The 16,757-nt window shown below is 31.5% G+C and carries 20 protein-coding genes and 1 pseudogene; 4 read left to right on the top strand and 17 right to left on the bottom strand.

Annotated elements, in window-relative coordinates:
- Positions 1–217 precede the first annotated feature (217 nt).
- The 5 genes and pseudogenes from JOC75_RS00415 to msrA form a co-directional block, all read right to left on the bottom strand.
- A complete protein-coding gene (locus JOC75_RS00415) occupies positions 218–445 on the bottom strand; it encodes a YozE family protein (RefSeq protein ID WP_204952164.1) in 228 nt (75 codons plus the stop codon).
- Positions 446–521: 76 nt separating this feature from the next.
- A complete protein-coding gene (gene bioB, locus JOC75_RS00410; RefSeq protein ID WP_204952163.1) occupies positions 522–1,511 on the bottom strand; it encodes a biotin synthase BioB in 990 nt (329 codons plus the stop codon).
- A gap of 349 nt (positions 1,512–1,860) precedes the next feature.
- Positions 1,861–1,941: pseudogene (locus tag JOC75_RS24405) on the bottom strand (YjcZ family sporulation protein); the annotation flags it as partial.
- A gap of 488 nt (positions 1,942–2,429) precedes the next feature.
- On the bottom strand, positions 2,430–2,813 hold the full coding sequence (locus tag JOC75_RS00400; protein ID WP_204952161.1) for a VOC family protein: 384 nt from the start codon (positions 2,811–2,813) through the stop codon (positions 2,430–2,432).
- Positions 2,814–2,933: 120 nt separating this feature from the next.
- On the bottom strand, positions 2,934–3,896 hold the full coding sequence (gene msrA, locus JOC75_RS00395) for a peptide-methionine (S)-S-oxide reductase MsrA (protein ID WP_204952159.1): 963 nt from the start codon (positions 3,894–3,896) through the stop codon (positions 2,934–2,936).
- A gap of 246 nt (positions 3,897–4,142) precedes the next feature.
- On the opposite strand from msrA, the gene JOC75_RS00390 reads away from it, so the two are divergent.
- Positions 4,143–4,565, top strand: coding sequence for a MarR family winged helix-turn-helix transcriptional regulator (locus JOC75_RS00390; protein WP_204952158.1), 423 nt, complete (start codon positions 4,143–4,145; stop codon positions 4,563–4,565).
- A gap of 342 nt (positions 4,566–4,907) precedes the next feature.
- Positions 4,908–5,153 (top strand): DNA alkylation repair protein, encoded by a 246-nt coding sequence (locus JOC75_RS00385; protein WP_204952157.1) that lies wholly within the window; start codon positions 4,908–4,910, stop codon positions 5,151–5,153.
- A 111-nt stretch (positions 5,154–5,264) separates the two neighbouring features.
- Here JOC75_RS00385 and JOC75_RS00380 read toward each other — a convergent pair whose 3' ends face one another.
- Positions 5,265–6,074 carry an alpha/beta fold hydrolase gene (locus tag JOC75_RS00380; protein WP_204952156.1) on the bottom strand — a complete coding sequence of 270 codons (810 nt, stop codon included), beginning with the start codon at positions 6,072–6,074 and terminating at the stop codon, positions 5,265–5,267.
- Positions 6,075–6,332: 258 nt separating this feature from the next.
- Positions 6,333–6,464: a hypothetical protein gene (locus JOC75_RS24115; protein ID WP_275580226.1), complete on the bottom strand. Its 132-nt coding sequence runs from the start codon at positions 6,462–6,464 to the stop codon at positions 6,333–6,335.
- A 299-nt stretch (positions 6,465–6,763) separates the two neighbouring features.
- On the opposite strand from JOC75_RS24115, the gene JOC75_RS00375 reads away from it, so the two are divergent.
- The gene (locus JOC75_RS00375; RefSeq protein ID WP_204952155.1) at positions 6,764–6,931 is read left to right on the top strand and encodes a hypothetical protein; all 168 of its coding nucleotides are present in this window, start codon (positions 6,764–6,766) and stop codon (positions 6,929–6,931) included.
- Positions 6,932–6,955: 24 nt separating this feature from the next.
- On the opposite strand, the gene ypmT is transcribed toward JOC75_RS00375, so the two are convergent.
- From ypmT to ilvA, 10 genes are all read right to left on the bottom strand, one after another.
- Complete coding sequence (gene ypmT, locus JOC75_RS00370; protein WP_204952154.1) at positions 6,956–7,162, bottom strand: protein YpmT; 207 nt, start codon at positions 7,160–7,162, stop codon at positions 6,956–6,958.
- A 36-nt stretch (positions 7,163–7,198) separates the two neighbouring features.
- A complete protein-coding gene (locus JOC75_RS00365; protein WP_204952153.1) occupies positions 7,199–8,320 on the bottom strand; it encodes a S1C family serine protease in 1,122 nt (373 codons plus the stop codon).
- A 3-nt stretch (positions 8,321–8,323) separates the two neighbouring features.
- Positions 8,324–9,478, bottom strand: a complete 1,155-nt coding sequence (locus tag JOC75_RS00360) for an FxLYD domain-containing protein (RefSeq protein WP_204952152.1) — start codon at positions 9,476–9,478, stop codon at positions 8,324–8,326.
- A 215-nt stretch (positions 9,479–9,693) separates the two neighbouring features.
- Positions 9,694–10,272: a YpmS family protein gene (locus JOC75_RS00355; protein ID WP_204952151.1), complete on the bottom strand. Its 579-nt coding sequence runs from the start codon at positions 10,270–10,272 to the stop codon at positions 9,694–9,696.
- Between the two features lie 8 nt (positions 10,273–10,280).
- Positions 10,281–11,087, bottom strand: coding sequence for an SGNH/GDSL hydrolase family protein (locus JOC75_RS00350; RefSeq protein ID WP_204952150.1), 807 nt, complete (start codon positions 11,085–11,087; stop codon positions 10,281–10,283).
- A 372-nt stretch (positions 11,088–11,459) separates the two neighbouring features.
- Entirely contained in the window at positions 11,460–12,017 is a 558-nt protein-coding gene (locus JOC75_RS00345; RefSeq protein WP_338036558.1) for an SCO family protein, read from the bottom strand.
- 112 nt (positions 12,018–12,129) lie between these two features.
- On the bottom strand, positions 12,130–13,119 hold the full coding sequence (locus JOC75_RS00340) for a nucleoside hydrolase (RefSeq protein ID WP_338036533.1): 990 nt from the start codon (positions 13,117–13,119) through the stop codon (positions 12,130–12,132).
- 413 nt (positions 13,120–13,532) lie between these two features.
- Positions 13,533–14,375 carry a DegV family protein gene (locus tag JOC75_RS00335; RefSeq protein ID WP_204952148.1) on the bottom strand — a complete coding sequence of 281 codons (843 nt, stop codon included), beginning with the start codon at positions 14,373–14,375 and terminating at the stop codon, positions 13,533–13,535.
- 190 nt (positions 14,376–14,565) lie between these two features.
- A complete protein-coding gene (locus JOC75_RS00330; RefSeq protein ID WP_204952147.1) occupies positions 14,566–14,817 on the bottom strand; it encodes a DUF2535 family protein in 252 nt (83 codons plus the stop codon).
- A gap of 203 nt (positions 14,818–15,020) precedes the next feature.
- Entirely contained in the window at positions 15,021–16,289 is a 1,269-nt protein-coding gene (gene ilvA, locus JOC75_RS00325; RefSeq protein ID WP_204952146.1) for a threonine ammonia-lyase IlvA, read from the bottom strand.
- Positions 16,290–16,447: 158 nt separating this feature from the next.
- Here ilvA and JOC75_RS00320 point away from each other — a divergent pair, with 158 nt between their 5' ends.
- Complete coding sequence (locus JOC75_RS00320) at positions 16,448–16,684, top strand: hypothetical protein (protein ID WP_204952145.1); 237 nt, start codon at positions 16,448–16,450, stop codon at positions 16,682–16,684.
- Positions 16,685–16,757: the final 73 nt, after the last annotated feature.

The following is a 16,757-nucleotide window of genomic DNA, read 5'->3' as shown; positions in this document are numbered from 1 at the left end:
CATACTACTAAAAAGAGCTCTACAACTGTAAGTCTGGAGAGTATATAATGCTGTTTTATAAGCTCTCTCTAATAAAAAGATTATAAATAAAGGCGCTTTTTAGAAGATTAATTGTTGCTTTTAGACCAGTTTAATAAAACGGCGAAAATAAAAAACAGGTGAAAAATAAAACTTCACCTGTTTAACAAAAGTAATTCATTTTTTATCTTCAAAAACACTAAATTCTTTTTAGAATTTCGCTTTCGTACCCTTCCCAAGCCTGATCAAATACTGACATACTTTTTAAATAATGACCATTCATTTCTAAATACGTGCTGAGCTCTTCGTAATTGTTTGTATTTCTAGGGAAGCTATGATCTAGATACGCATCATTAGCAAATTGTGATATGTCATCTTTCGGCTTAGGATGACGAAATTTCAATAAAAAGTGGTAAAAGGATTTCATCGTTTATTCCCCCATCGACAAGATTTTTCAATTATAGCTTGTAAATGATCAGAATGAAACCCTTTATTTTGTGAAATTAAATAGGCGCTTTCTCAAAGTCAAAATCAATTTCGAAACCTAAGTCTTCAAGCATTTTATGATCTGCAGTCCCTTCTTGTCCAGGAGTAGTTAAATAATCTCCAATAAAAATAGAATTCGCAGCATATAAACCTAATGGTTGAAGGGTTCTTAGATTCACTTCTCTTCCACCTGAAATTCTTATTTCCTTAGTAGGGTTAATGAACCGGAATAATGCAAGTACCTTTAAGCAATACATAGGATTCAAATCATCAGTTCCTTCTAGCGGTGTTCCATCTATTGCATGAAGAAAATTGACCGGGATCGAGTCCGCGTCTAATTCTCTTAAACTAAACGCCATATTAATTACATCGTATAAACTTTCTCCCATCCCGATAATAACCCCCGAGCATGGCGAAATACCACTTTCTTTTACAGCTTGAATTGTATTTATTCTATTTTCATATGTATGTGTAGTAGTTATTGAGGGATGATGTTCTTTTGATGTATTAAGATTATGATTATAGCGATCTACCCCAGCTTCTTTTAATCTTTTCGCTTGCTCTGGTTTTAAGATGCCTAAGCATGCACAAATCTTTAGACCAAACTTATCTTTTATTTCACTTACAGCAGAAGAAACATGATCTATTTCTTTATTTGAAGGTCCTCTACCACTCGCAACAATACAATAAGTACCTACTTTTAGACGATGCGCTTTTTCCGCACCCTTTAATATAGATTCCCTATCTAGCATACTAAATTTCTCAATTGGAGCTTTTGAAACAATTGACTGAGAACAATAGCCACAGTTTTCAGGGCATAACCCTGATTTAGTGTTCATAATCATGTTTAGTTTCACTTTTTTTCCATAATAATGTTTTCTGATAGTAAATGCTCCATGTAGTAATAATAACAAATCATCATCAGAACATTGTAAAATTGATAACGCTTCATTTTCAACTAACATTTTGCCTTTAATCACTTCATCAGCTAGAAGTTCCCAATTCATTCTTATCCCCCCATTACATATATGGTAATGAATGGATTAATCAATGTCAACTAAAAGTATGAACAAGTTTACATATAGGTAGTCAATTTGAAAGAGGCTGGGATATAATTAAGATGTCATAAAAAAAAGACGAATAAATCTCAATTCAGTTAAGTTGAAAGAAACAAGCTCGTTCCATTGAGCTGAAGAAATTTGCATACTATTTCTTAAAAATAGTATGCAAAATCAAAAATCTATTGAAAACAGCAAATAAAAACCCGAAATATTAGGCGAATAATTAATTGAATATCTCCTAATATTTCGGGTTTATCATTAGCTTAATACTTATGTCCCAGCCTCTAGATGTATTTTAGTGAATATAAGCTGCGCCTACGATTATTAATAAAATGAAAAGAACAACAATTAATACAAAGCTATTTCCATACCCACCTTGAACACCTGCATAAGGATATCCGTAATCATAATAACAATGCATAATGAGCCCACTCCCTATAACATATTTAGATTTCTTTATAATTTATGTAATGGGTGGGTTGTATTGTGAATATATGTGACGCCTATTTTTAAGAAAGTCTATTTAATTGGATATTATATTTTGGCTCTGTTAAACTTTGTTGTTGATTTCCGTTACATGCATTCACTTTCCGCGGGCTGTCCGGGAGCCTCCTCGTAAGCTGCGCGCCTGTGGGGTCTCCCTTTGACACGCTTCTCTAAGCAGGAGTCTCATATATTCACCTCCAATCAACAATGTCTAAAAATCAACATTAACCTTTAATCAGTCTAGTGGCATCTTTCTTCATAGCTTTACATACGAAAATACAATGTTACTACTGTATATTATATTACATAGCAACAATCTTTCAGAAAAGAGCCATTAGTAAAAAGGTAAAAAGACTTATTAATAAGCTCACGATTTTCTTAGTTGCTAGCCTCATAAAATTCTATCCACTCACGATCAGGTCCTTTAAAAAATAAATACTTAGCCCCATTTGGCAATGTTGTAATATCATCAAAAATCAATTCAACACCCAAGCCTTCTAGTCGTTGTTTTTCTTTTTCTATTTCGTTTACTTTAAAAGCTATATGATGAACTTTCCCTTCTTCAGGTAAATCCGGGTTATAACCTTCAATTAATTCTACAATAATCTCACCATTTAAGCCTAGAAACGCAAGCTTTAATTTCCCATCTGTATGTATAAATTGGTCAATCAGTTCTAAATTCACCACATCTTGATAAAATTTTATCGATTTTTCGATTTCTGTTATTTGTACTCCAACATGCTCAAACCCTAATACCGCCATAAAAAAAACTCCTTTTCTCCTTAACAGCTTTATCCAAAATTCAGATGCTATGTTAGTTACATATTTGATTCTAGAAACTTAAAGAGCTGAATCGAATCAAACAATTCAGCTCTATTTTATCTATTTTCCAAATAAATTAGAATATTTTCCATACCCTTCTTTTTCGAGGTCATCTTTGGATATAAATTTTAATGCTGCTGAATTAATACAATAACGTAACCCATTAGGACCAGGTCCATCATCAAATACATGTCCTAGATGAGAATCAGCTGTTTTACTTCTGACCTCTGTTCTTACCATACCATGAGTTGTATCCATTTTCTCTATAACTTCAAAGTCTTGAATCGGTTTTGTAAAGCTTGGCCAACCACAACCAGCATCATACTTATCTAAAGAACTAAATAAAGGTTTACCTGATATTATATCTACATAAATACCTTCTTCAGTATTGTTCCAATACTCATTACGAAAAGGTGGTTCAGTCCCATTATTTTGAGTTACCTCATATTGTATGGGATTTAATTTGTTGAGTATTTGACTTTTATCCGTCTCATTCCAATGTTGTTTAATAAATCGATCTCTACCAGAACCTGTTCGATATTGCTTATATCTTGCTGTACTCTTTTTATAAAAATCCTGATGATATTCCTCGGCAGGATAAAATGTTTTTGCTTCAAGTATTTTTGTAACAATAGGCTTCTTAAATCTACCGCTTTGCTCAAGTTCTAGCTTAGATTTTTCCGCAAGCTGTTTCTGTTCTTCTGAGTGATAAAATATTGCTGTTTGATAAGACTCGCCTCGATCATGAAATTGCCCACCTTCATCAGTAGGATCGATTTGTTGCCAAAATAATTCTAACAATTTTTCATAATGAAAAATATCTGGATTAAATGTAATTTGAACAGCTTCAAGATGTCCTGTTTTATTAGAGCACACTTCCTCATATGTAGGATTTTCTTTTGTGCCACCTGTATAGCCAGAAATAACCGCCTCAATCCCTGGTAGCTCATCAAATGGCTGTACCATACACCAAAAACATCCACCAGCAAATGTAGCAAGCTCTATCTTGTGATTATTTGTCATTAACTCTTACCCCCTACTATTTAATTAGTCCCTATTATATAGCATGTTATAAAAAGATTAAAAGTAAACTGTTTTATAAAGCAATTTTACGAAAGACGGTTGAAAAAACCTAAAATATATGGCTAAAACTGTGTTTGTCTCGCATAAAAGATTAGTAATTTATAAATTCCAACATAGTCCTTGACACAGCGTGTAACATTCCTTAGTCTAAACAAAAGAATAAATGTTGTTTCGGAGGAAATTAACTTGGATAATCGTCAGGAAAAAATGTATGAAATGGAAGCTCTTATGCGTCATGTTTATAAAAAGCTAAGGCAGGAAATGAACCTTATCTACGATAACGAAATATCGAGAAATGAGTTTTTTATTTTAAAAAAGCTCTATGAACATGGACCGCAAAAATCATCTGATTTATCTAAAATGTTAAATGTTTCTGCATCCCATATAACCGCGGTAACAGATTCACTTATTGAAAAAGAGTGGATCGAACGAGTCCGTTCAAATAATGATAGAAGGATTGTTGTTATCCATTTAACGAATGAAGGTAAACAAACATTGGAATTATTCGAGAAAAGAAAAACAGATTTTCTCTTGGAAAAGTTCAGTGATTTAAGCAATGAAGATATCGAAAGCTTTATTAAATTATTTAATAAAATGCTCAATAAATAAATCTGTATCATCCCAAGCTGTCACCATAAGATAATTTGGTGCTATTTTATGCGATAAAGCTCTTTTTATCGCATAAAAGTGTCATAAAGCAAAATAGTGCATATGTTATGACGTTTTTAAGAAAGGCTACACTTCATTAAATTCACCTAAAGAGTAAATTTATTTCTACTCCTTTCTTTCACACAGATAATCCCTAATCATTTGCCCCAATTACCTAAAACATCTTAGTATAATTCTTTCTTTTTTCCAATTTCAAAAGGACATCCAAAATAGTTTACATATATTCCTTGTTGTTAGAAAAAGCTATGTTAAATACATTTTCATATAAGGAGGATGCCATCTATGAACTCACCGTATTTATGTCCTAATTGTAAAACTAATAAAACTAGATTCAATATTATTGAGCAGCATGTAAAGTCCGTTAAATTAGATCCACATACAGGGAGTGTTATCCAAGAAATCGATAAAATGGCATTAGATCCATTTCATATTCCATACAAAGGTCCTGAATATAAAGTCCAATGTGGAGCTTGTGGTCTTATAGAGGAAGAGATAACATTCATAAAAAGAGCTGAGTTACAGAAATAAAAGGTTTTTGTTTTAAATGGTGCTCTAAGTAATTCTGTTCAGAAAAGTTTCCTCTAAACACATATAAAACAGGCCCCTTTTATTACATAACTTAAGGGGCCCACCTCAATCTTATTTCATTTTACTATCAATGACTCCTTCTAAGAAAACCTGTAAAACCTCTGCCAATTTATCAGGCTGTTCAAGCATTGACATATGACCTGAATCCTCTATTATCGATTGGTGAATATTAGGTTTGTCTACTGAAAAAGTGCGGCTATGTGGTATTACACCGTCATCACTTCCAGCAACTAATAAAATTGGAACCTTAAGCTCTTCTAATATAACATTTCGATCCGGTCTATGTTTCATCGCGTTAAGAGCACCAATAGCTCCAAATTCTGATGTTTTATAACCTATATTTTTCACAAGTTTCAATTGATAATCTAGTTCTTCATTATTGTTTTTTGCAAAAAGCTTTGGTACAAGCTCATCTATAAAAGGTTTTATACCACTTTTAGTAATTTTATCAATACCATGATCTCTATTTGCTTTTGCTTCAGCTGTATCTGGTAAAGCAGTTGAATGAACTAAAGAAAGCCCGCATAATTTATCAGGGAATTTCTCTGCAAAAGCCATACTAATATAACCACCTAACGAATGTCCAATCAAGGTTGCTCTTTCTATTCTGAGTGAAGATAAAAGTGAAGCAATATCTTCTGCCAAATCTGTTATTTCAAAATCATCTTTTGGTGTACTTGAATCACCATGACCTCGTAAATCTACAGTAAGAACTCTATTCTTTTTCGCTAATTGTGGAACGATGTATTTCCAATAATGGGAATCACCGCAAAAACCATGAATCAACACAACACAGTGTCCGACTCCTTGATCTGTGTATGAAATCATATTATCTCCTACATTATGTGTATAACGCTCCATCGTTTACCCTCCGAGTTCAAAATGTAAGATTTAGTCTATCATTGGTAATCGTAACAAACATTGGCAATGAACTCAAACATTTAATACTATATCTTTTATATTTAATTTGTACGCACTGAGACTAACTTAGGTAATAAAACACTAATACTCATGTTGGACTCACAAAAGGATTAATGTAGCCAAAAAGGGTATTAAGTTTTTTAGATAGACATTATTAGTTCCGGAAGTAATTATGATCAGTATTTTTAATACTTACAATTATTCGCTGTCTTGTGTAGTGTTAAAGAACAATTCTTCTTTACCTTTATTTTTATTTTTATTTTTTCTAGTATTGTTCTTACCCATTTTCCCATCTGATTCATAACTGAGTTTACTTGTTGTTTTCTTCATGTTGTATTTCCCCCTCTTCATAATATTCACAATCATTCTTTCCATTTCAATAATAAATTATGTGAAACCTATCATGACTACAGTCTTATTCAGTTCATTAAATAGTATCTTTTCTCCTATTATTACGATAAGAGTATGTAAATATCTTTAATAAGTTTTTAATAAATTATAAATCTTTTAAGAATATGTATCGTTTTTGTAAAAAGAGTTTATTCTCCTCTTTTTTCCATTATTATTATGTTGTACCAGTTACTACTGGTTTAATAGATCTTAATTTATGTTACATGGGAGGAATTTTAATGAACAAAAGTTTATTATTAAAAGTCGGAGCTTCATTACTTGCTGTATTCTTAATGGCTGCATGTAACAACACAGAAGATACTGAACAAGAAGACACAAATGTTGAAGAAACTGAAGAAGGCGCTGAAGAAGGTACAGAGGAAGAAACTGAAGAAGAAGCTGAATAAAAAGTAAAAAAAAAATGAGAGGTTCTATCCTCTCATTTTTTCACTATCCTTTTGCTTTTCATCTTTCACGTGCCATAAATAAATTGATACACTTAAAAATAAAGTAGAATAAGCAATATTTAAATAAACCTCATCCATATTTTCCGCTACAAGTTGTTGATATGCAATACTTCCAAAAACAATTGAAATGAGTATCGCTGCAATACTAAATATAAATAATTTTTTTTTCATTAATAAATACCCCCACATCAATTATTTTGAAAATGCTTAGCTGTCTTGTTTCTCTGATATGATTTTTGCCTGGTCATTTTCATAAGCTACAACAAATGTTTTATTATAGGTTTTTGTTATATTTTTGTTACCATTATGTTCTTCTATAGATAAAACTGTTTCAACGATCACTTTATCTTCCTGAATTTCTTTTTTCAATTCAATGATCTTTATAGCATTAATATGCAAATATTTCTCTCGAAATGTTTCATATTTAACATTTGATTGCCAATCACTGCCTAAAAGTGAATAAGCTGTTACAAAATCTCTAAAATTAATACTTTCAATAAAATAATTAATTAGATAATCAGAGGTTTCTAGCATTTTATTCACATTAACTTTGGATGCAATGTCAAAAGAAGTAACTGATGGGAGGTTTCTCATTGGCGTTTCTGACCATCCATTAACTAGTGGCAGCACAGCACTTATAGGAATACTGAAGCCTATATTTCCTTGTTCTATGCGTGCTGAGTTAATACCAACAACATGTCCAGATTTACGGTCTAATAAAGGCCCCCCACTATTACCAGGTGCAATCGGAGCAGATATTTGATAGACATTTTCATATATATACGGCTCTACGTTTAATTCTCTGTCCGTACCACTAATAATTCCTGTTGTAACAGTATTTTGAAATCCTAAAGGACTGCCCAGAGCTAGAATTTCATCACCAATTTCAAGCTCAGTACTTGGAGAGAGTGTTAAAGGTTCAATATTTTTTAGCCCTTCAACTCTTACTACTGCTATATCTGTTTCAGTGCTAATTCCGATAACTTCACCATCATAACCTTTCGCATCTGTAGTACGGATCTTGACAGAAGATGCACCATCAACAACATGCGCATTTGTAATAATGTCACCATGTTCATTATACAAAAAACCAGAACCCACAGTCCCATCCTCTAATTCTACCATAACTACCTTTTTCTGTGATTCTCTAATTATTTCTTTTATTTCTGGAATTGTTTGAGTACTATTTTCTTCACTGTTTTTCTTAAGTATAGTTGATTCAGAATAGATCTTTGAGGCTGTGTAGTTTTTTGTATAAAAATAGCCAAATACACCAAAAACTAAAATAAGAAGGGATACTATTATGCTAAAAATTATTTTTTTATCCATAGTTTATCCTTTCTTTTCTTCTAATAACCAAGAGATCTTTTTAATCTCTACTTTTGCATCATTTTTGGCAGAATAGGTAACATGCTCAAATTCTCCTGTTTCACCAGGCTTTAGTTTATTTGGAAACACATTTGTTTTTCCATCTTCTAGTTTTACGCCATCTTTATCTTTTACCACAAACTCAACTATAATTGAATGAACTGTTTCTGTACCCTTGTTCTTAACGGTACCATTTAAATAAGCATCACCGAATTTATCAACTTGAATTTCTATGGTAGTTAATTCAACAGCTTTTGTTAGATTTAATTGTTTTTCTTGTTTAGCCGCTAACACAGCTTTATCAATTCGTTCTTGTTGAGCCTTTTCAAATGACTTCTTTTCCTCTTTGATTCTATCTCTTAATGATATAAGCTTCTCATTGTTAACTACATATTGAAGAGCAGCATCTACTTGATATAGCGCTTGGTTGAAATGCTTATTTTCTAAATCCTTTTCTGCTTCAGTTGAACTTAACATGATCATTTTTGTATATATTTGCTGTTTCAATTCAGATGCTTCTTGTAATTCTAAGGAATACAAAGTTGATAATTTTTCTGCTAACTGATCTATAGAAGATAATTTAGTAATTTCTTCTTTTATTTCGCCAATTTTCACACTTGATTCAACCTGCTCAATTTCATGAGTAAGCTTCGCATATAATGGTGATTGATTTTTATCAACTTGTCGCTTTAACAAATTGATCTCTTTTTGTGCAGTTTCAAACTGCTCGTCCATAATTTTTTTTTCAACAACATGTAAGTCGTCATTTAACTCAACTACTGATTGAATGATTTTCTTATCTTCTAGTAAAATATTGTAATTATTACGGTACGATATAGCATCATCAAGTAAACTAAGAGCTTTATCAAATTCTCCTGATAGGGCTGCTCTTTCAGCCATATCTTGATATTTTATTACCTTTTCATTAATTTTAGATTCAAAGAAAAAAGTAACAGCCATGATAACCGAAACGATAATGATGCTAATTAGTGGAAGTATATACGTTATAATCTTTATTTTTCTGTTTCTCTTGGTATCAAGATTAAGCTTTTTTCCACATTGATGACAATAATTTGCACTTATCTCAATGTTATTTGTTCCACAGTTTGGACAAAACAATAGTATACCTCCTTTTTTTCTATTTTTCCATAGTTAAGGAGAATAATTGTATCTATAACTTATTTCGACATACTATTCTATTAGTATACATGTTTCGCTCTCTTCATTCTAGGTTTTCGATAAGGGGTAATTCGTACCATTTTGTAAAAAAACTAAAACCAAAAGGAAAAAGTCCAACAAAAATGAATGTTAGACTTCTTCTTCAATAAAAGAATTTAAGGCATAGGTACATATAATCTAAACGTTATATCATCATTCTTTAAATTAAAGCTTTCAGCTCTCGCACTTAGTCCGTTCTTAAACGTCAATTCATCAAGATAAATATCAATTACCTTTTCACTCGAGTCTATCACCACATAATTAGGAAGCTCATAATAAGTGTTCATATATTTCAGTACATATGATACAGGTAGCTTAAGCTGACCAATGGAAAGCTCTTCTACATGTAACTGTACATTTCCATCTTCTTTCACTACAGGTTCTAAAATTAACTTCATGTTTATATCTTTGTTAAATGCTTTAATACTTCCATATACATTTACTTCATCTTCTAATTCAACTGTATATTGAAGGTTATCTTGATCCGCTTCCTTTTCCAAATATCGGTTAATTAAACCTGTGAGATCTTCTTTTTGAGAACTTATTAGGAATGGAACTGTATTTTCGGTTTCAATTGGTTTTGCCTTTTCAATTCTATTAGAATCAGTAGGACTAAATAAAAAGGCAAGAAAAACAATTAATACAAATAAATTTAAGCCCACTAAGATTAGAAATAACATTTTCCACTTTTTCATGTTTTTTATCACTCTTTTCTACCTACTGAATCTTTAGTTAATTCTGTATTTTTTAAATGATTATAAATTCTATCTGCCATTAATGAATACCCAACTTCATTTGGATGAAATTCATCTTTATACAACAGTTTACCATTTGTTGTTGAAGAAAAAATATCAGCAACAGAAACGAACACTCCATTCCCATCACTCAGGATTATTTCTTCTGAATCATTATTCCATTCTTCCATAATCGTATCAATTTCATTTATTTCTGGTAACATATATTTAAATGGATTGTATAATCCAATATAGACAATTTTAGCAGAAGCGTTATAACTTCTTACAGTGGAAAGAATACTTTTGAAGCGTTCTTTATATTTTATTTGTTCGTCACGAAAAGGCTTAAAATCCAAAGAAAAAATGTTATTGCGAACCACATTCATTATGTCATTACCCCCAATGGTCATGACAATAACATCTGCTTCTTTAATAGCTTTTATAACCTCTTCGTCATTTAATTTTTTCTTAAGATTAGTTGTTTTATGTCCTTTCACACCAAAATTCTTTACTTTTACATCTTTTATATTGTCCTGTTGTTTTAATTTTTCAGTAACCCTCCCAAAATAACCACCAAGCTTAGCCTCATCACCAACACCTTTTGTTAAAGAATCACCTATTCCAACTAAATTAATTGTTTTTGGTATAAATTCATCACTAGGATTTTCTTTCATTTTTAAAGCAACTGATTTTGCTTCAAGATTAACGCTTTTTTCTGAACTGCACCCTGATATGACAGTAAGCACTATACTAAATACAAGTAATTTACGCAGCATAACATCACCTTCGTTCTATATAGAGATATTGTAAAGGTATTATTTGAGTAAAACACTAAAATGTGTTTTTTAACCTGTTACTTTATACTATGAATCTTTATTTGCAATTTACCTAAAATCTTACTAAACTAACAGAATACAAGAATCCATTTTATCAATTAATTTGTTAATATGATACTAATTTTTCATTTTTTATAAAGGTTTATTTCGTTACCTTTGTTATTTTCTAATCTATTCCTCTCACACCACAACTTGATATGACTATTTCTTTTCATTGTATATATGAATTCTAATAAATCGACTAGTAATAAATTGTGGAATTTTTTACAAAAAAGGACTCCTAACAAAGGAATCCTTTTTAAATCATAAGAATTATTTACTTAGTGTTTTTATATCGGCAATAATTTGATCGTATGGTGTATCTGTTACTCCACTATAGTCCTTCATAATCACACCATTTTTATCTATAAGATAAAAATTTGATACGTGTATAACCTGATCACTATCTTGAGGTTTTTGGACAATGGTTTTGAAACTCTCCATTGCAAAGTCTTCAATTTCTTTTTGTTCATAACCGGTTAAAAAATCCCAATTATCATCTGTAATTGAATAATTTGCCGCAAATTCCTTTAGTTTTTCTGGAGTATCAACTTTAGGATCTACACTAAATGAAACCATCCTTACATCTAAATCTTCTGCTTCAGCCTTCGACTGTAATTCTTTCATATGTGCTGTCATAGGAGGGCAAACAGTTTCACAATTTGTAAAAATGAAATCTGCTACCCAAACCTGGCCTTTTAAATCTTCAAGTGAAACTGATTCACCATTTTGATTAGTGAATTGAAAAGATTGGATCTCAAAATTTAATGGATCCTTAATAGTTGTTGAACTTCCACACCCAGTGATAATTAATAGTATAGTAACGAAAATTAGTACCTTTAGAGATATTATTTTTTTCAATTAACTTCACCCTTCTTTTTATATCAACAATGAAAGTGTATCAAATTCATAACTGAATGAAAAGATTTACAGTGTGAAGGTTTTATGACTCCTGATTAGTTAAATGTCTTCCACTGGAGAAAGTTCTAAAGATATCCTTAATAAAATATTCATAATTAAATTTTATCGCAATCGTATGAGTTGGATAATTTGCTAATTCCTTATATGGTCTGAAATCACCTATACTTACTCCTCTACATTCTCCGTCATCTGTATTAATTTTTATCGGTTTTTCTGTAAATTGAAATGAATTATTGTTAGTCACGGCCCAAAGCGTTAATAAATCATGTAATGGTCCCCCTGTGATCGATGGGTTTCTATTTTTATACCAATTTGAATAATAAGATACAATCGGCTCTAACAAGGTGCCTACTGGATCATGTCTTTTTTGAAATATCGTGTTTAATTCTTGAAGCATAGTTTCAGGTAATATTGCATACTCAGTTATGTTTAATGGAAAAATCTTTGTATTTTGTGCATTCTTTAGCACTAAGTTCGCTGCATAATGATCACTATAAAAATTCGCCTCCGCTAGAGGTGAAGCGTTTCCTGGGTACAAAAATGCACCACCCATCATATATATACTTTTAACAGTTGATAAAATATTTGGATATAAAACGACCGCAGTTGCTAGTGAAGTTAATCTTCCAACATTAACGACAACTAATTCATTTTTATAACGATTAATGATCGTTAATATTTCATAGAAATTCTCAAGTTCAGGTGGAGGCATTTTTATTTTAGGAATAATCGGTCCAAGTCCGTATTCACCATGTATCTCTGGATAATAGGTTGGGATCTCTCCGGTAAGAGGGCGATCTGCACCACTTATAATTGGTATCTCTATCAGGTTAGTCAAGTTTTTAATATATGTTGCTGTTATAAGTGCATTCTCTCTAGATATATTTCCATAGTCGACAACAACACCTACTATTTCAATATCCTCGCTATAATATGCATATAATAAAGCTACAATATCATCAATCCCAAAATCACCAATAAACAATACCTTCTGACTAATAGTTAACACCACCTAAGCCTATTCTTATTACTGATTATATGTTGTGTTTTTTGTATTCATTTCAACACATATGATTCGAAGGTAAAATATGGATGAAATTGAATTACATGGTGTACATGGGGAGTTAGTATTATCCTTCATTTAACGTAATAATATTGGAAACATAAAAGCTCTATGCTGAAAAAAATCAATTATGAGGATCTTATTGCTTAAATTGTGTTAAAAAATTTTCTGTAGTGTAGTTACCGAAATCTTCCCATGAATGATTTTGTAATCTTATTTTGTTATGAAGTTAGCAGAAATTTAAAAATGAGGCGGGTACATAAGTATTTAAGCTAGTAATAAATCCGAATTATTAATCATTCGCCTAATGATTCGGGTTTTCATTTAACCAACACAAAAAAGGCCGCTAATAGCCGCCTTCTTTATTCTGCCATAAACATAAACCCAACTGCACCCGGACCTGTGTGGGTTGAAATAACTGGGGTTGTAAATGATATATCAACTGTACAATTAGGATATATATCATGTATTGCTTTTTTTAAGTTTGAAGCATATTCATACGCATCAGCATGAGCAATTCCAACAGCCTTAACAGTTTTTCCTTTAACAGCTTCTGCAAACTGTTTTGCTAAATATTTAATTGCTTGAGATTGACTTCTTACTTTTGCAACAGGAGTATATACACCATCTTGCAGACTAGCGATTGGCTTAATATTTAATAATGAACCAATCATCGCCTTACCTCTCCCTATGCGACCACCCTTCACAAGATTATCAAGTGTATCTACTGCAACAAACAAAGATGTATGTTTTCTAATATCTTCAATTCTATCGAGAATCTCCTGTTTAGTAGAACCATTTTGCGCCATTTTAGCAGCTTCTAAAACTTGGTAACTTAAAGCTTTAGATATATACATTGAATCAATCACTGTGACATCAGCATCTGTCATTTGTGCTGCTCCTTGAGCAGATTGGACTGTTCCGCTCATTCCTTTTGTCATATGGATAGATATAATGGAACTACCATCTTTACTAAGCTCCTCATAAACTTCAAGGAATTGTCCACTAGGAGGTTGGGAGCTCTTAGGAAGCTCTTTTGATTCCTTCATCATTTTAATAAATTCATCTGGCATAAGATCTACACCATCTGTATATGTATTATTTTCAATGGTAATACATAAAGGAACAACTATTACATTGTGGCTATCTAATATATCATTACTAATATCAATTGTCGAGTCTGTTACAATTCTAATGTTACTCAAGATATCACATCCTTAAAATACTATCCTCTATTATACAGTCAATTCAGAATCATTCAATCAATATTATCAAAAGTTCAACGTAAATTGAAGAAATCTTTATTATTTTATCCACGAAAAGTTTGTAAATACACAGAGTTTTTAGTTTATCAAAAAAAGAACCCAGTAATGCTCTGGATTCCACAAATAATAGCTATGCATTGTACTTTAATATTGCAGCACCAAATAATGCCTCATAATCAGGCCATTTCAATACTTTCTTTAAATAATCTTTAAATGAGTAAATACTTTTAGGTTGTTTTTGAGAATATATCGTTGATAAAAATTTCTGTAAACGGATTTGAAGCATGAAACGATACTTGTTATCTTCCTCCAATACAGGAATATCTGTAATCTTTACCTTCTGTCCATTAATTAACTTGAACTCTAGGCTCTTGAATAACACTTTATCAATCCTCTTTTTTTACCCGTTTCTTATATTATAACCCATTTTTTTAGATTGTATGTCTAAATATGTCGGCATTATTTTTTTTCGAAAAAATATTATATATGTTTTTTATTAAGATCGTTTTTCGTAAACTATGTTACTTTAATCACTATTTACCATTAATAGATGGATTAATTTCAGCCTTTTAGAAAAAATCCTTCTCAAATTAGTAGATGAAATAAATTGCTATCCTTATTCACTTCTGTATAATAAAAGCCTTTTTTCTTCATACGTTGAAGAAGTGGTTGATAATCTTCTCTCTGCTTAAGCTCAATACCTACAAGTGCTGGTCCCTGATCTTTATTATTCTTTTTTGTATATTCAAAACGACTAATATCATCGTTTGCTCCTAATACTTCATCAAGAAATTCTCTTAATGCACCTGCTCGCTGTGGAAAATTCACAATAAAATAGTGCTGTAATCCTTCATAAATCATTGAACGTTCTTTAATTTCCTGCATTCTACCAATATCATTATTACCACCACTAACCACACATACGATATTCTTCCCTTTAATTTTATCACTTAGAAAATCTAGAGCAGCTATAGACATTGCACCAGCAGGTTCTGCCACAATCGCATTTTCGTTATATAATTCTAGAATCGTTGTACAAATCTTCCCCTCTGGAACAAGCAGAACATCTTCAACAACATCTCTAATAATAGAAAAGGTTTTATCACCAATCTTTTTCACTGCCGCACCATCTACGAATTTATCTATTTTATCAAGAGTAATGACCTTATCTTCTAATCGAGAGTTATATAGGGCTGGTGCTCCCTCTGGTTCAACACCAATCATTTTTGTATGAGGAGATATTGAGTTGAAATATGTTCCAACACCAGAAAGTAATCCTCCACCACCAACACTTGCAACAACATAATCGATTTCAACATCTGTATCATTTAATATTTCGACAGCAACAGTCCCTTGACCTGCAATAACATCAAAATCATCAAAAGGATGAATAAATGCACGTTGTTCTTGTTCACTGCTTGCAACTGCTTTTTGATATGCATCATCAAATGTATCTCCAGCCAAAATGATCTCTACATACTCTTTGCCAAATAACTCTACTTGAGAAACCTTCTGACGGGGTGTGGTAGAAGGCATGAAAATTTTCCCATGGATTTTAAGCTGTTTACAAGAATACGCAACACCTTGTGCGTGATTTCCAGCACTTGCACAAACAATTCCGTTCTTTGTTTGCTCTGTGCTTAATTGTTTGATTTTATTAAATGCTCCACGTATCTTAAAGGATCTGACAACTTGTAGATCTTCTCGTTTAAGATAAATATTACACTGATATTTATCAGATAATTGTTCGTTTTTTTGAAGTGGTGTGTGTGTTACAACATCTTTTAACAGATGATGTGCTTTTAAGATATCTTCTACGTAAACATTCTCTACATCATTTATCATTTGTTTCATTGTCACGACCCTTTCCAAATGCTTGCTTGTTAATTTGAAATTATATCACGAATATTCTAAATTTAAAGGTAATATCTGAAATTTTTACAGAAAATTAAAATGTAAGGGCTCACATAAAAGAAAAAAAATAAGTCAAACTAAATTTGAGGTGATATTTAATGGAATTTGAACTTAAAAATAAGGATGGAGCAATACCTTGTTTAGTAGTAGCAGACCAAGATAACGGTCGTTTTATGATTAGAGAAGAAGATACAAGTGGTGAAATTTTTAATGATCCTATCACTATGCTTTCTTGGATTAAAAAAAATTGGAAAAGTAAAGATTTTGAGGATGGGATACTTTACAGGAAAATGGTTTCCAGTCTAGAACAAATTGTAGATGAGGAAGGCACTTAAAAATGATTATTATTTAAATTGATTGCTTTCTTCCTTAATTTATAATCTCCTAATCAAAATCTGAGATTTGGAA

This window comes from Metabacillus crassostreae, from assembly GCF_016908395.1.
GTDB classification, from domain to species: Bacteria; Bacillota; Bacilli; order Bacillales; family Bacillaceae; genus Metabacillus; species Metabacillus crassostreae.
Note: the sequence above shows the minus strand (reverse complement) of the source record. Positions and strands in the feature narration are given on the sequence as shown.

What these genes read in the sequence shown, in the direction of transcription:
- JOC75_RS00415 (WP_204952164.1), bottom strand. Translation starts at nt 445, where the DNA reads ATGAAATCCTTTTACCACTTTTTATTGAAATTTCGTCATCCTAAGCCG.
- bioB (WP_204952163.1), bottom strand. Translation starts at nt 1,511, where the DNA reads ATGAATTGGGAACTTCTAGCTGATGAAGTGATTAAAGGCAAAATGTTA.
- JOC75_RS00400 (WP_204952161.1), bottom strand. Translation starts at nt 2,813, where the DNA reads ATGGCGGTATTAGGGTTTGAGCATGTTGGAGTACAAATAACAGAAATC.
- msrA (WP_204952159.1), bottom strand. Translation starts at nt 3,896, where the DNA reads ATGACAAATAATCACAAGATAGAGCTTGCTACATTTGCTGGTGGATGT.
- JOC75_RS00385 (WP_204952157.1), top strand. Translation starts at nt 4,908, where the DNA reads ATGAACTCACCGTATTTATGTCCTAATTGTAAAACTAATAAAACTAGA.
- JOC75_RS00380 (WP_204952156.1), bottom strand. Translation starts at nt 6,074, where the DNA reads ATGGAGCGTTATACACATAATGTAGGAGATAATATGATTTCATACACA.
- JOC75_RS24115 (WP_275580226.1), bottom strand. Translation starts at nt 6,464, where the DNA reads ATGAAGAAAACAACAAGTAAACTCAGTTATGAATCAGATGGGAAAATG.
- JOC75_RS00375 (WP_204952155.1), top strand. Translation starts at nt 6,764, where the DNA reads ATGAACAAAAGTTTATTATTAAAAGTCGGAGCTTCATTACTTGCTGTA.
- ypmT (WP_204952154.1), bottom strand. Translation starts at nt 7,162, where the DNA reads ATGAAAAAAAAATTATTTATATTTAGTATTGCAGCGATACTCATTTCA.
- JOC75_RS00365 (WP_204952153.1), bottom strand. Translation starts at nt 8,320, where the DNA reads ATGGATAAAAAAATAATTTTTAGCATAATAGTATCCCTTCTTATTTTA.
- JOC75_RS00355 (WP_204952151.1), bottom strand. Translation starts at nt 10,272, where the DNA reads ATGAAAAAGTGGAAAATGTTATTTCTAATCTTAGTGGGCTTAAATTTA.
- JOC75_RS00350 (WP_204952150.1), bottom strand. Translation starts at nt 11,087, where the DNA reads ATGCTGCGTAAATTACTTGTATTTAGTATAGTGCTTACTGTCATATCA.
- ilvA (WP_204952146.1), bottom strand. Translation starts at nt 16,289, where the DNA reads ATGAAACAAATGATAAATGATGTAGAGAATGTTTACGTAGAAGATATC.
- JOC75_RS00320 (WP_204952145.1), top strand. Translation starts at nt 16,448, where the DNA reads ATGGAATTTGAACTTAAAAATAAGGATGGAGCAATACCTTGTTTAGTA.